The organism is Cohnella sp. GCM10020058, from assembly GCF_042683485.1.
Classification (GTDB): Bacteria; Bacillota; Bacilli; order Paenibacillales; family Paenibacillaceae; genus Cohnella.
Genome location: NZ_JBHUJV010000001.1, coordinates 188346 through 203389, shown reverse-complemented (window position 1 = coordinate 203389; position 15044 = coordinate 188346). Strand labels below are relative to the sequence as shown.

8 protein-coding genes are annotated in these 15044 nt (G+C 60.1%); all 8 read right to left on the bottom strand.

All coding sequences use genetic code 11. The features are described from left to right. The 8 genes from fdhD to ACFSR7_RS00830 all read right to left on the bottom strand — a co-directional run bounded on the left by fdhD (position 1) and on the right by ACFSR7_RS00830 (position 14978). Positions 1 to 753: a formate dehydrogenase accessory sulfurtransferase FdhD gene (gene fdhD, locus ACFSR7_RS00865; RefSeq protein ID WP_483862646.1), complete on the bottom strand. Its 753-nt coding sequence runs from the start codon at positions 751 to 753 to the stop codon at positions 1 to 3. 57 nt (positions 754 to 810) lie between these two features. After that, complete coding sequence (locus tag ACFSR7_RS00860; protein WP_378158468.1) at positions 811 to 3165, bottom strand: FdhF/YdeP family oxidoreductase; 2355 nt, start codon at positions 3163 to 3165, stop codon at positions 811 to 813. A 164-nt stretch (positions 3166 to 3329) separates the two neighbouring features. After that, positions 3330 to 5135 (bottom strand): DUF2201 family putative metallopeptidase, encoded by a 1806-nt coding sequence (locus ACFSR7_RS00855; RefSeq protein ID WP_378158466.1) that lies wholly within the window; start codon positions 5133 to 5135, stop codon positions 3330 to 3332. A 9-nt stretch (positions 5136 to 5144) separates the two neighbouring features. Continuing rightward, complete coding sequence (locus ACFSR7_RS00850; RefSeq protein ID WP_378159050.1) at positions 5145 to 6170, bottom strand: AAA family ATPase; 1026 nt, start codon at positions 6168 to 6170, stop codon at positions 5145 to 5147. A gap of 262 nt (positions 6171 to 6432) precedes the next feature. Next, positions 6433 to 7026, bottom strand: coding sequence for a DNA-3-methyladenine glycosylase (locus ACFSR7_RS00845; RefSeq protein ID WP_378158465.1), 594 nt, complete (start codon positions 7024 to 7026; stop codon positions 6433 to 6435). A gap of 337 nt (positions 7027 to 7363) precedes the next feature. Then, positions 7364 to 8728: a GH39 family glycosyl hydrolase gene (locus tag ACFSR7_RS00840; RefSeq protein WP_378158463.1), complete on the bottom strand. Its 1365-nt coding sequence runs from the start codon at positions 8726 to 8728 to the stop codon at positions 7364 to 7366. Positions 8729 to 8747: 19 nt separating this feature from the next. Next, positions 8748 to 11951, bottom strand: coding sequence for a glycosyl hydrolase (locus ACFSR7_RS00835; RefSeq protein ID WP_378158461.1), 3204 nt, complete (start codon positions 11949 to 11951; stop codon positions 8748 to 8750). Between the two features lie 126 nt (positions 11952 to 12077). Next, complete coding sequence (locus ACFSR7_RS00830; RefSeq protein WP_378158459.1) at positions 12078 to 14978, bottom strand: DUF4082 domain-containing protein; 2901 nt, start codon at positions 14976 to 14978, stop codon at positions 12078 to 12080. Positions 14979 to 15044 lie beyond the last annotated feature (66 nt).

Below are 15044 nucleotides of genomic sequence, written 5' to 3'. Positions count from 1 at the left end.
TTAATCCATGACGATCCGGTGATGATGCGTGTAAACGTTCAGCGAATCCGCGCGGATGAAGCCCACGCAGGTGATGCCGAGGTCATCCGCCAGCCTGAGGGCGAGATCCGTCGGCGCCGACTTGGAGAGCAGGATCGGGCAGCCGATCTTGGCGGCCTTCAAGACGACCTCCGAGGACAGGCGGCCGCTGAACACGATGACCCGGTCTTTCGCGGATAAGCGATGGCGGATGCAGTGGCCGAACAGCTTGTCGAGCGCGTTGTGCCGGCCGATGTCCGACCTCGTCTCCGCCGCTCCCGATTCGTCGAGCAAGGCAGCGTTGTGAACGCCCCCCGTCGCCGCGAATTCGGCCGAAGCCGCCTGCAGCCGGGACATCCATTCGAAGCAGCGCTCGGCCGGAATCCGCAGTCCGCCGGTCAGCGTTTTGGCCGTTCGGGCATCGTTCTGAAAATAAAACTGCCGGCTTTTGCCGCAGCAGGAGCCGATCATGCGCTTCGAATAGAAGTCCTTGGCGGTGGACTGCGGACGGGCGAGCTCGACGCGGGCAAAGCCGCCTTGTACGTCGAGCGTTAATACCCTGATATCCTCGCGGACGCGAATAACGCCCTCGGAGCCGAGGAAGCCGACGACCAGGTCGGTCAGGTCGCTTGGCGAGCAGACCAAGGTCGCGAACTCTTCCCCATCGACGATCAACGTCAGGGGATATTCGGCCGCCACGTCCTCTTCCCGTTCGGAGACGAGCCCGCCTTTCATTTTCGTCGCGGTCCATTTTACAATCGAAGGTCGTTCCACCCTGTCCCCCCCTTGCGCTTATTCCGGCATGTCGAGGTCCAATTCCTCGATTCGCTTTTCCGCGTAACGCGTATCCTTCAAGGCATGGTAAGTCTCCGCCTTCTCCACGACGACCGCCGCATTATATTCGGGGATGCCCGCATGAGGCTCGTAGACGCCTTTGGGAAACAGCATATTGCCTTCCGGCCAATACAGCTCCAGGTTGCCTGCGGCCATCGCCGCCGCCTTGAACCTGCCGTGAAAAACGCCGTGCCGGTTATAAACGACGACTGCGTCGCCTTCGCGAATGCCGAGCCCTGCCGCGTCCGCCGCGTTCATCAGTATGTCGTACCGCCCGGCTCCGTTGAACGGATCGAGCTCGCCGTACACCATCGAATTAAACTGCTTGCCGCGGCGCGTCGTCGCGTAAAACCGGCCTTCGGGCTTGCGGAGCTCCGGGAGCTCGATCGGCAGAAGCCTGCCCTTGCCGTCCGGGGTCGGGAACTCGCCATCTTCGCACAGCCAGGCCCCGCCCCATTGAAAGACGTCGCCGCGCGCCTGCAGATGCTGGATGCCGTCGTAGTTCGGCGCGGCCTTCGCGATCTCCTCGCGGAGGGCAGCCGCATCGGCAAAGGCCGCCGCGTCCCGCAGCTCCGGTCTGACGCGGGCCGCCAGATCGCTATAGATCCGCCACTCTGGCCGTGCTTCCTCGATGCGGGGTCCTTCGATCTCCGGCGAGAAATAGACCATCCGTTCCGTCGAGGTGGAAGTGCCGCCTCCAGTCTGCTCGTACCGGGTCATGGCGGGCAGCACCCATACTTCTTTTTGAGCGTCGACGAGCGTCGAGGTGTTGAGGACGATGTCCTGATGCACGCGCACTTCGACGTTTTCCAGGCAGGTGCGCACGAAGTCGGGATCCGGCATCGTCTCGAGGAAGTTGCCGCCCGACGTGTAGAACACCTTGAGCTTGCGCTCGTGATCGTCCGGCAGCATCGCGTTCTCGAGCGACACGCCGACGATGTCGCCCTGCCAGCGCGGCAGCTCGAATCCCCACAGCGCTTCGATTCGGCGGACATGCTCCGGCTGGAAGTCCCCGCCCGGCAGGCTGAACGGATCAGCTCCCATTTCGCCGGAGCCCTGTACCCCGCTATGTCCGCGGATCGGCATGACGCCGCAATGCTCCCTGCCGATAAAGCCGCGAAGCAGCGCGAGATTGGCGACCTGCGAGATGTTGTCTGTGCCGAAGCGGTGCTGGGTGAGCCCCATGCTCCAGACGAAGACGCCGCTGCGCGCGCCGGCCAGCAAGTTCGCGAATTCGGCCATCCGCTCGCGCGACAAGCCCGACGACCGTTCGAGCGCCTCCCAATCCTGCTTGCGGACATGTGCTTTCAGCTCTTCATAACTGCTCGCGTGCGCCTTCACGAATGCATGATCGATCGCCGCGCCCAGCCGGTCGTCCTCCATGTCGAACCAGTGCTTCATCACCCCGTTCATGAACGCGATGTCGCCGCCGATGTTCACCTGGTAAAAGTCGTCGGCCAGCTTCGTTCCGAACAGCGCGGATTCGGGAATCGACGGCACCCAGTAGCCCTCCATCGCCGGCTCCCGGTAGGGGTTGATCACGATGATCTTCGTGCCTTTGCGCTTGGCGGCGTACATATACTTGGTGGACACTGGCTGGTTATTGGACGCGACGCTCCCCCAGAACACGAGCACGTCCGTGCCGATCCAATCTTTGTAGCTGCAGCTGGAAGCGCCGATGCCCAGCGACCGCTTCATCGCGGTCTTCGAGGGCGAATGGCAGATGCGCGACGCGTTGTCGATATTGTTGGTGCCGATCAGGCGGGCGGCCTTCGCTGCGGCGTAGTACGATTCGTTCGTAATGCCGCGGCCGGTCAGGTAGAAGGCCAACTGCTTCGGATCCACGCCTCGGATGCGGCTTGCGATGCTTTCCAGCGCTTCGTCCCACGACACGCGCCGGAAGCTGCGCTCGCCTTTTTCGCGTACGAGCGGGTAAGGGATGCGCCCCAGTTTTCGCAGTTGCGCGCTGTCCATCTTCCTGAGCTCGTCGAGATCTGCATGCAAAGTGTCCGGCTTGATCGGCCCCATCGTGCTCAGCCGCAGTACGTTCAGCCGGGTCGTGCACAGATGCGGGCCCATAAGCGTCTGGTCGTAAAGGCCGGACACGCCGAGCGCGCATCCGTCGCAGACGCCCTGCGTCAAGATTCTGTACGCGTACGGCAGATTGTCGCGGTTGTCCCAGACGACCTTCATCGTATCGCGGATATGATGCGGCTTCTGCCTGCCGAGGCCGAACGGCATCTTGCTCACCCACAGCCTGGGATCCGGACGCCCCGGCAGCTTCGTCCGTCCCGAATGCTTGGTTTTGCCCATGATCGTCAACCTCCGTCTCTGCTGGGATGGAAATGAAAAAGCCGCGAAGGTCGGGAACAGCTTCCTGCTCCCTGACGTGCGGCTTCGAATACATTTATTCTAGCAGGCTCCGGAACGCATCTGCAACCGTTTTCATCCAGTGGGTTATTCTCAGTTGCATGTCTTTATTTCATTCGAAAAACAGGGCCTCTGGGCGGGAAAGGCAGGCTTTTGCCTTTGGGAATAATAAAAGCATGGTCGCGTCTGATCGTCAGTCTGTCGCATTCGCCGTCGGTAATCACTAGTATTGGACCGGTCTCCGGAAAGTCTCTCGCTCTTTCGATCAGATCGATAGCCGGCTGCAAAACGGTGCCTCCGCGGCCTTTGATTCTTACTTTGCCGGCGATTTCCTCCGGGGACATATAACCGGCGTCGTAAGCCGCTGCGTCGCAAAACACGACCCGGACAAACGGAACATCCCGGTTGATCGAATAATTGGCGATGCATCCCAAAGCCTGACCCAGAAGTTGAATCCCCATCGAGCCGGATGTGTCGATGACCACCGCAAACGTCCTTGCCGCATCGTACGGATTTTTGTACGCCGGCCTTGCGATGTCGGGCGTTGAGGATTGACGGCGCGAGAGCCGTGAATACGTTCGATATTTCTCGACGCTCGGAAAGTGCTCGTCGAACCACTGGGCCAGCTCCACATCCCAAGGGACGGGAGGATGACCCAGCGCTCGGATTTCTTGTACAAGCCCCGCCGGCAATAATCCCCGGCCGGATTCTTGATGGTATTCCAGCCCCTGCATGATCGCTCTTTTGCAAAAGTCATCCAGGTCCTGGCCCTCGCGGTGGTCCCAGAAGCCTTTATAGCCCTTGTCCAGCATATCGGTCAGTCCGCTGCCGCGAAGCGTGGCAAGCTTGCGGTTGGTGCGAATATTGTTGGTCAGCCGGTCATAAATGGTTTCTGCCGAAAGATTTTTCAGCTCGGGATCGTACAAGACGCCGATACGGGGAAGCGCGCCGACGTTCATTTCGACCAACCAGCCGTTAATCACGTAATCGCAAGCCACGTTCCACAATTCATGATCGCGTCCCGCACAACGCTGATGATGTCGCAGCGCCGCATGTAGAAGCTCGTGGGCCATCACAAAAATCGTTTCCGCTTCATCCAGACCCGCAGTCGGATTCATATAAATTTCCTGATCGATCACGTCTATGGCGGCGACCTGAATTTGAAACTGCTGGCAGATTGCGACGTCTTCTATGATCTTAAAACTGCTGGCCAGTGCGCCCAACAACGGATAGTGATTAACGAACCACTCTTTTGCTTTTTGCGCTTTTGTTTTCTGACCGGCGTTCGTCGTGTATAACGAATCGGCATAACCCGCCGACACGTTCACCGCCGCCGTGACGGCGTTGGCAATGCCTTGCGCGAGCAGCTCGGCCCATTGTATATCGCGGTGATGATACCGGAACTTTTTATTTTGGTTAAATAAAATGTCGGGAGCATTCACGCCGCCGGTTCCGAAATAAGCCAGGGAATCCGGGCCCCCTCTCCTCTGAAAGATTTCGAGCAAATGATATTCGTCGCGAAACGTAAAAGGAAGCTGCGTTTCAATATCTTGAGGTGCCTTGCCCAGCTTGAGGTCCGCCAGAAATTTGTTAACGACGGCGTCGGATGCAGCTTGCCAGAAGCGTTCGTCCACGTTGTCCGGCTTGGACGCATGCCCGAACCCCAAATGAAGCAGGCAGTGCGCGAGCACAAATACCCACTCCTCTTTAGATAAGTGGCGCTTCGGGTGCGCATAAAGCACGCCGCTGACATCCACCACGCAGTAGCCATGCTCCGGACAAGCATTGTTTTTGTCGCGGTTGAAATGCGTATGCTTGGCAATCGGCGAAAACAGCGGATGCGTCACCATTTCTCCGACGGCTTCGCGATAAGTTAAATCCCATGGATTCTGGCTTGCGGTCGATTTGCTCATATACACCTCTTAACTTTGCTTGCGCTCCGCCAGCCGCGGCAGGTCGCGCACGATCTCGACCATCAGCCAATCCGGAAGCTTGTCGTCATCGTTGTTTTTGGCCACGACCATTTGAGCGATTTCCATCGAAATCTCGCTTAACTCTTTGATCAATCCCTTCACGCGATGGGCGAACTGACGGTTCGCGTCCCGAACGGCGTCTTTATTTTGCGGAAGCTCCTTGACGACCTGGGCTCGGAACGATTGCGCAAGGAAATACAGCAAATCCCGATCCTCCGGATTAGACGGGAAAGACGCTTCGCCGGCCATGATCTTGTTAAGCTGATACTTGCTTCTGGTGTTTTTGAAATAAGCCTTAAAGTTCATGGCATGTTCGGGGGATAACGTGCCGCATGCCAAAATATCGATGATCTCGACGGTGAGGTTGTCGCCGTACTCGTGCAAGGCGTCGCTTAAGATGTGCCAGGAACGCGGCGTTGAAAAGGGCTGCTCCGTTTTAGGAGGCTGGCTCCACAGATGATCGGGCCGCATTTGGATGTATTCGATGACTCGAGGATGAATGCCGGCGTCGTAAGCCCATTCGAGCCAATCGCGGGAAGAGGCTTTCAGTTGTACATGGAACATGCGGTTGATTAGTGCGGAAGACATCGGCTTTACGATCGCGCTGTCCTGTGCCCGATTGCCCGCTCCGATAATGATGGAGCCTTTAGGCATCGTATAGTTGCCGATTCTTCTTTCGTTGATTAAGCTGTAAAACGCTTTTTGCACTTCCTGGCTGGAAGCGTTAAGCTCGTCCAGAAAAAGGCAATACGGTTCGTCGCGGGCGATCATCTCCGGCGGACAAAATTGGCTTTTGCCGTTTACGATCTGCGGCACGCCGATCAAATCTTCGGGCGCCAGCTGGCTGCCAAGCAGGGAAACGCAGGGAAGGCCCAGTTGTTCCGCGAATTTCTCCACCAATGAGGATTTGCCGATGCCGGGGGCTCCATGAATAAAAACGGGACGTACAACAGATACATTTAATAGCAATTCCATAAGCGATTTGACTGTTACCGATTTAACTTGATCCAATCCATAGCTCCTCTCAATTTTGCGGGATATGATCCGCACCGTGTTGCTTGATAAAATACATATAGCCTACAATGACTAAAATGGCAATAAATATCTCCACAGCCAGTGCCATTAGCCGGCGTTGCATATGGAGCGCCTGGGTTTTCCTAAGTAGGAAAAAGTCCGGCCAGCCTTGCGCTTGAGTCGCCTCGGTGTTCCTAAGTAGGAACAAATACATTTTTTATTCCTACCCCTTCCGCGACACGAAAGGGTTGCCGGTCTCCCAAAACCGCCACGGGTAATCTCTCGCTTCGCCGCTGTTATCGATGCCGATTCTCGGCCCGGCGGATATGGACGACACGGCCCTTCCCTCCGCGATATACAGCGGCGGCTTGTCCAGCGGAAGTCCGTAATCCTGAATGCCGATGCCCAGCGCCTTCGTCAACTTGCCCGGTCCGCTAGTAAGGTGATGGATTTTCTTTAACGGACCACGACGTTCGATCATAAGCGCCTCTCCCTCCACGGGCTCCACGGCCCTGATCAATACGGCTTCGGGACAACCGGGCTCGCCGCTCACCACGTTGAACAGGCAGTGGGTATGCATGACATACGTATACGCGTACCCCGGCAGACCGAACATCACTTCCGTTCGCGGCGTCCGGCGGCTTCCGTAGCTATGCGCGGCCCGGTCTCCCGGTCCGACGTACGCTTCGGTCTCCACAATCCAACCGGAGGCGATGCCAAGCTCCGTTTCCTTGACGAGTAGCATCCCGAGCAGCGATCGGGCCAGTTCGAGCGTCGGCTTCTGGAAAAAAGAGAGGGATATGGGGTCGATCGTCATCGGGTTCACCTCGTTTATGGTACAGCCAGTCTACTAAACAATATAGCGTACAACGGCGCCCTTTACGAAAAGCCGCTCGAAATCCATCGGGTCGCCTGCGGAGCGAAGCGGCCGTGCAGGAATGGGGCGAGAATGGACGGTGTGCGGAAATGGAACGGGAACGAACCGGAATGCAGCGCCAAGCCGCGCTAAGCCACCGGGAGCCGGACATTCACGTTAAAAAAACCTCCTTCCCCGCCGAAGCGGATTGGAGGTCCATTGCCAAATGACTTAAGCCATTGCCGGCGAAAAAGGCCGGGTTCGCCCGCAGGCGCAGGCCGCACGCGTGCCGCCCCGGCTAGCTTCTCCGCAGCTCCAGCAGCACGACGCTGTGCCGCTCCGCGTACACGGCGAGCTTGCCGTCCCCTGCGACGTCGAGCGTATGCTCAGCCTGCAGCCGCAGATCGCTGTCCTTGTCCACCGTATAACGGCTGCAGACGTACGTCCCGCTCGCCGTCAAGGAGCTCAGATCCAGCCGATATTCCCGGCTCTCGGCCGCAAAATTGCTGATCAGCACTGCCGCCTCCCCGCCGTCTTCGTTCGCTGCCGCGCAGACGTACAGACCAGCTGTCCGCTCGACCTCCAGCTCGGCAGGCACCCGCCGGCCCAGCTCGACCAGCCGGGAGAACGCCTTGAACGCAAAATACGTCTTCTGCGGAACGCCGTAGACGTCGAACAGGCCGCAGTACATCGCCGACGGCTGGCCGTCGTAATAGTTGGCCACGTCGACGCGGCAATCCTGGAGCAGCGTCAGCGTCGCGGCGGCGAACGAAGCGCCCTCTACTCCTTTTTGCCGATCGAAGGAATCGCGCCGGTAATATTCGGCCCCGCGCGTGAAGAAGCCGCGGTCGAGACTGGGATCGATATTCATGTAATTCCATTCGTTGAAGTGGCTTTCCGCCTCGGAATAGCCGTACGCTTCCAGCCATTCCTCGACAAGCCCCGCGTTGGCCGCGATCTGCTCGGGATGGTCGGCATACGTGTGCCAGGAGAAGAAATCGAGCGGCAGGCTACGTTCCCGGCAGTAGGCGAAAAAGCCGCGGGTGAAATCGTGGTTGACCATCGTCGCGGCAAATCCGCCGACCTTCAGCTGCGGGTCGAAGCGTTTGATCGCCACGGAAGCTGCTTCGTACAACGCGTAGAACTGCTCGGGCGTACCGTCCCACATGCAGCCGCGCGTCGGATTGTCGGGCTCGTTCCAAATCTCCCAGTGGCGAATGTCCCATTCGTAGCCGTCCGCCCAGCCTTGATTGTAATGCTTGATGATACCGATGCAGACGCGTGCCCATTTGTCAAAGTCGGTGGGCGGCGCCGTATAATATTTGACCGCCGTATGCTCGATACTGACGCCAAGCCGGTAGATCACTTTCGCCCCGGTGTCCAGTATGGACCGGATGTAATCGTCCGTCCGGCGGAAATCGTAGCTGGCGGGATCTTCAGGGTCCCGGTCGAAGTCGGGAAAAATCGTGTTGATGTCCACCTCGCGCGGATGGGGCCAATTGGTATCGTGCAGCCGGGCATGGGGAATTCGGGCTTCCTTGAAATAATCGCTCACGTCGATGAGCGTTCCATAGCAGACCGGGCCGTTGTTGACCCCGTGCAGCGCCTTGACGCGTTCCGCCCCCGCCTTTTTAAAATCGAATCGGATATCCACCGCAACCACCATCGCTCGCTCCTCGCCGCTAAATCTGATATATGTTCGCTTTGCTCATCAATCCATAAGGAAGTACGGTGTACTGCGGATCATCTCGCGTATGCTCCCGCGTGAAGAACGTCCAGTCCGTCCACGGATTGTGGCTGCCCCGCTGATGCAGGGGACCCAGCAGATTGCGGGCACTTCCCGTCACTTCGATGTCGATGCGGTTCGTTCCCGCCCGCAAGTGCTCCGTCAAGTCGAGCTTGCCCGCCGCCTTCCACGGAATAAGCCCGGCCGACGTCCCGTTCACCCTCACTTCCACGGTCACTGCCCGGAAATCGTCCAGTTCGATCACCCGGCGCTTGCCGGGCTCGATCGGCTCCAACGTACACTCAAAGTGATAGATGATGCCGCCGCAATAATGGTAGTAGCCTTGATGGCACCAATCGCCCAAATGAAGCAGCTCCGGCTCGGCCGCGATGCTGCGGCTGGCGTCCACGGCAAAATCGCCGATCAGATAACAGTCCTCCAGCTCGAACGTCTGCCTGTACGCGCAGCTGAGCAGCAGCTCGTTGCTTCCGGGCCGAACAACGGGCAGCCTGACCTTGATGAACGACTTGTCGAAATACCAGCCGTTCGGCTCCGCGGCCGCCGCTTCCCCGTTCAGACGGATGTCGAACGATTCCGCCTGCTCGAGGACGAGAAAAACGTCCGTTGCCGGAACTTCGTCGACCTCGAAAACGAATGCCAGCTCGACCGCCGCGCCGTCCCTTGGATGCGGCTCGCCGATCCAGCGGTAGCGCTGGGGAATGCCGTTGTAATGGACGGGCCGCATGCCGAGCGTCTCCCTGATCGCGCGCTGCGCCTCCCAGACGAGCATCGGCTCCGACCACGCGCCCCCGTCGAGCCGATAGCGGCAGCGGTCCAGCACGAGCGCGTTGGGGGACGTCCGCGTGAACCGGCAGGCCGGGCCGAGCGTCGCGTCCGCCACCCGGTTGCGTTCATGGACGGGCACGTAGGAGAAATCGCTCTCGGCTTCCAGCGGCGGCTCGCCCGTCCGGACGACGAACATCCGCGAGCCCGCCGGGCCGAAATCGGCCGTAAAGCGCATGCCGCCCCCGCTGTTGCTCTTGCCCGGCAGGGATGCTCCCCGCACGGCAATGCCGCCCCCGAGCAGGTCCCATTCCTCCAGCTTGCCCGGCCGCTCCAGCGCGATCTCGACCTCGTGGCCGCTGTTGCGGTCGTTGTTGACGATAAACACGCCGTATCCGTCCTCCAGCTCCGTCATCAAATAGAGAAACGACGAAGCCTCGCTGCCGGCGCGGTCGCAAATGCTTACCCGGCGCGGCAGAGCCGCTTCCAGCGCGCGCACCGCGTCCCGAGGCCGCCCGACCGTCACCGCGTTCGGATGGCTCAGCAGCGCCGCCAATTCTCCCGAGCGCTCCCCTTCGATCATCGTCGGGACCGGCTCGACGACGAGCACCCGCCCGCCGCCTTCCAGGAAGGCAAGCAGCAGCTCGACCGTGCTTCGCCAGATGGAGGCGACGCCTGGCAGCACGACGACCTTGTAGGAAGCCAGGCCGACGGCGAGCGTCCCTCCCGCCGCCGAAGCGGTCTCGGCCATAATCGTCTCGTCGCCGAAGTCGAAGTCGTAATGCGACCCGAGCAGCGCGCGAACGACGCCGTCGCATTGCCGCTCCAGCCGGTTGGCCGCCAGCAGGCTCGGGTCGTCCCAGCCGAGATAGCGGTAAGGATCGCAGCCGACCATCGTCCATACCGTCGAGGAAGGATGAAGCACGAGCACGTCGCGAACGGCCGACCCCTGCGTCGTCACGGCGGCGATTCTCGCAAAATAGTCCTCTACCGCATGATTGTATTTCCACCAGGGCGTATTGTAGCCGAATGCCGGCGGGAAATCGCGCTTCCGGCAGCCCTTGAGCGAATAAAGCGCGAGATGCTGGCAGCGAGCGTTCACGCCCATGACGTATTGCCAGTCGCCGACCCACTTCTGCCCTTCGAACGTGAATTCCCAGCCGGCGCATCCGTACATCTCGGACAGCACCCGCCGCTTCCCGTACTGATTGGCGACGCTCGTGCACTGCTTGACGGTCCAATACTCCTCCGTCCGCTCCTCCAATATATCGATGCCGGGCACCTGCTGGTACCGGTACTGGGGCATGACCGCCCCGTTCAGCCGCGTTCCGATGCCCAGGTTATGTTCGACGAGATAATGGCCGGTCAAGGCGATGCCATTCGCCTCGCACCATGCGCCCAGCTGCCGCGAGTAGGCGTCCCCGAACCGCTCCGTTATCGTTCGCCAGTAGTCGTGACGGATTTTCGGCGCGCGCTCCCCTTGAAAAAACAGCAGCGGAATCTCGTCCAGCAGGTCGTAGCCCCGACGCTCGCGGAAAAAAGCGGCGAGCCCGTCCGTCCACGGCAGCCACGCCCTGTCCGTGCCGTGCGGCGAACGGAAATCGGCGATATTGGGCTCGTCCGTGAAAATGCCCGGCACGGCTTGCCCGAACTCGTCGCCGACCGTACGCCGGTAAGGCTCGTACGTCGATTCAATAAAAGCGGCGACCGAAGCCGGATTCAGGTTGTCGGCCGGCGCTTCGTCGTTGAACCATGCGTCCGGCTCGGATATCTCCCGACGAAAGACGAGCAACAGCTCGCCTTCGCCGAGCGCGACCGTCCGGCCGTCGGCCGCGATCCGCTCGCAGCGCAGCAGCTCCGTGCCGTCCGCCTTCGCCAAAAAGACGGCGATGGCGCTCTTGTCGGCAACGGCGCCCGCATCCGCGATGGCGTCTGCGTTGACACCACCGTCGCCGGCGTTTGCTTCGCTGCCGGCCTTCGAATCTGCCAGGCCAGGGACCGAGGCTCGCTTGCGGTCCTTTCCGATCGCCTCCAGCGTGACGGCCTTCGCCCGGTACGCGTCGCCCTTCGCGGCGACCGTACCTCCGGCGCCTCCCGACGGGAAACGGTCTTCGTCGTACAGCCACGCCTGCAGGCCGAGCCGCTTCGCTTCACGCACGCACGCTTCGATGCAGGCGAGCCATTCCTCGCCCATATATGCCGTCTCCAGCCCTTCGCGGGAATGCATGAAGAAGCCGCCCATGCCCTGCGCCTTCATTTCCCCGATCTGGCGGATCAGCTCATCGATTTCCAGCTTGTCGTTCCAGGACCAGAAGGGAACCGAACGAAGCGACGGGGAAGGGGCAATAAACCCTTCCCGCATGTCGTCGATTTTCATTGTATTCACATCCTCGGCATTCCCTTGTCCGGCAGTCCGGACAAGGGATGGAGTCTCCCGTTCGGCAGGACCGAACGGAGAGACTCCTTCAAATTTTTGAGCACAAAATGAGAGTGGCCCGCTCCGTCAGTCGGCGACGAACACGATATCGCGGAACAGATTGCTGTTCAGGTACGTGCTCGTCGGCATCGTGCCGAGCGCTGTCGTACCGACGCCGCTCGCCGCGTAGGTGACGAGGCTGCCGTTGTTGATCGGGCTGTCGAAGCCGTGCTGCGTATCGGCGTACAGCTTGTCCGTACCGGTAGAGACGGCCACGATATAGTCCGTGTTGGCCGAGATCGCTTGCGGCGTCGGAAGCGTGAATTCCTTCCAGCCCGCCGCTCCCGTCGGCACGCTCCAGCTGTAGGCCGCCGGCAGGATCATCGTGCCGGTGGCGACGTTCCAGATGCGAACCATATGGGTGCCGGTCTCCACGCCGTTGGTATAGATGCGCACCTTCGTGATTTTGCCCGCCACGCTCGTCTTGAACTTGGTGCCGAGCTCGTACTGCGCGTCGTAGAAGTAATAGTCCGGCGTTTGCGTCGTAAAGATCGTCTGCGACGGCGTCGGAACGAAGACGATATCGCGGAAAAAGCTGCTGTTCAGGTAGGTGATGCTAGGCATCGTGCCGAGCGTCGTGCTGCCCACCCCGCTGGCCGCGTAGGTGATCAGATTGCCGTTGTTGATCGGACTGTCGAAGCCGTGCTGCGTGTCGGCGTAATACAGATCCGTGCTGTTCGTGACCGACACGATGTAGTCGGTATCGGCCGAGATGGCAAGCGGCACGGGAAGCGTGAATTCCTTCCAGCCGGCCGTGCCGCCCGGAATATCCCAATCGTACGCCTTCGGCAGCAGCATGGCGCCCGTCGCCGCGTTCCAGATTCGCACCGTGTGAATGCCGCTCTCCGCATCCTTCGTGTAAATGCGCACCTTCGTGATCGTGCCGGACACGTTCGCCTTGAATTTCGTGCCCAGGTCGTAGCGCGCGTCGGCAAAGAAGTTATTCGGCACTTGCGACGTATAAATCGACTGTCCCAACTCCTGTACTTCCTCGATAACCGGATTCCATTCCGTCTTGTCGCCCGTAGCGCTCGATTTGGCGCTCGCGATAAAGGAGATTTTGTCGCCCGACTTGACCATCAGCGTGATGTCGTGGCTGAGACCGGTGGCATCGTTGTAAGCGAGCGTGCCGGACCAGAGCGGCGTAGCGTCGTTGTTTTTGACGATTTTGACGTCCACGCCGTCGCCGCCGGAGACGTCCGCCTTTTTGGCCGTGCCGGTAATGCGGATTTTCTTGATGCCGTCGGACGTCCAGACGCGATGAGCCGCTTGCCCGACGTCGGGCAGGAGCCAATTGTCGCCGATCTGCATGCCGCCCGCGGACGACTTCCAATAGCCTTGCCCGTACTGCCAGTTCGCGTTGGGCGCGTAATCGTAAGGGATGCCGTAGCTCTGCGTCGTGCCGGCATCGTCGTAATCGTTCGGCGCAGGCGCCTCCTGCCAGACCGCATTCGTCGAGCCGTTCACCAGATAGCTCCAGCCGGCCGCTCCCTGCGTCTTGTAAAATCCGGTGGCGGCATTATGGATGATATTGCCCCCGGGCAGCTTGACGATGTTGTTCGCGTACACATGGTCGCGCGGCATCGATTCCGTCAGTCTAGGCGTCCGCTCGAAAATATTGTTGAGCGCCTGCGAGGCCGACGCTTTCACGATCGTATTGCCCGAAATCGTGCCGCCGTTGCCGAGATTCCAGCCGTGCACCATGAAGGCCGCGTGCGGCTGGTTCGGATCGATCTTGAGCCCGTTGTTGACGATGTAGTTGCCGATAATGCTCGTGTTGGCGTTCTCGATCGGCATGCCGGTCACTTCGTTCCGGCCCCAGAACCCGTTGCGCGTCAACATGAAGGCGTCGCCGTCGTTGTCGTGAATGTAGCTGTTCTGCACGGTAACGTCGGTGTTCAACCCCTCGAAGTCGACGCCGACGCCGTCCGGACCGTCCGGCGCCTTCGTCGAGCCGATCTCCACGTTGTCGACGGTGAAGTGATGCACGGCATTGAACTGCAGGCCCGCCGATCCCCATGCGAAGCCGTACAGATAGCCGGACCGCAAAATTCGGCTGTTCGTAAAGCTGCCGACGAACGGACCGGCGCCGTCGTAGTTGACGTGGCCGAACTGTACGCCCTCCCGATACGAATCCTTGGCGGTAATGGCATCGATCGTTATGTTGTCGGCCCAGCCGACGTCAAGCGGCGCGTCGGTGTTGTTGATGGTCGTGTTTTTGATCGTAATATTCTGCAGGTGGCCGTACAGACCGCTGTCGAGATGCCTGCCGTGCGCGTAGATGCCGATGGAATAGGCCGCGTACTGCAAGTCGGCGGCGCGGGTGTCCGCTGACGGATACGGATGGATCGGCCATTTCGCGATGTTGTGCACGTAGCAGTCCTCGATCCACAGACCGTCCTTGTTGGCGGTGTTGTCGTTCGTGTAGACGATGCCCATTTTCGTATAGGCGACCTCGATGCCGACGATTTTCCAGCCGGCGTTGTTCTGCAGGCGGATGCCGTACATGATGCCGTTGTTCGCGACATTCGTCGGGTCGGCGGCCGGTATGGCCGCTTCCGACGTATACGGCGTAATGCGCGGGCGCGCGCCGGTGCCGTACGAGGAAAGCGTGATCCAGTTGCTGGAGGTGCCGCTGCCCTTCAGGTACAGCGTCTCGCCCGTCCACGTATCGCCTTTTTTCAGCAAAATGGTATCTCCGGCGTTAAACGTCACCGAAGACACCTTCGTCAAGGTCGCCCAGGGAGCGGAGGCGCTCGTCCCGGGCCCGCTGTCGCTGCGGCCGGGGTCGGAGGAGCTGACGTAATAGGTCTGGGCGTGGGCTTCGCCTGCCGCGGCAAAGCCCGCGATCAGAACGATCGACGCGAAAGCGAAGGCGTAAATCCATTTTCTCGGAACGGATAGAAGAAAGGCCGATTGAACCTTCATCATCAATAACCTCTTTTCCTTCTCGAATGTGGATGCCGTTGATTCGCTTGCCGTAGTTCCCCGGCT

Coding starts and splice junctions, on each gene's coding strand:
- fdhD (WP_483862646.1), bottom strand. CDS start 753: ATGAAAGGCGGGCTCGTCTCCGAACGGGAAGAGGACGTGGCGGCCGAA.
- ACFSR7_RS00860 (WP_378158468.1), bottom strand. CDS start 3,165: ATGGGCAAAACCAAGCATTCGGGACGGACGAAGCTGCCGGGGCGTCCG.
- ACFSR7_RS00855 (WP_378158466.1), bottom strand. CDS start 5,135: ATGAGCAAATCGACCGCAAGCCAGAATCCATGGGATTTAACTTATCGC.
- ACFSR7_RS00850 (WP_378159050.1), bottom strand. CDS start 6,170: ATGGAATTGCTATTAAATGTATCTGTTGTACGTCCCGTTTTTATTCAT.
- ACFSR7_RS00845 (WP_378158465.1), bottom strand. CDS start 7,026: ATGACGATCGACCCCATATCCCTCTCTTTTTTCCAGAAGCCGACGCTC.
- ACFSR7_RS00835 (WP_378158461.1), bottom strand. CDS start 11,951: ATGAAAATCGACGACATGCGGGAAGGGTTTATTGCCCCTTCCCCGTCG.
- ACFSR7_RS00830 (WP_378158459.1), bottom strand. CDS start 14,978: ATGAAGGTTCAATCGGCCTTTCTTCTATCCGTTCCGAGAAAATGGATT.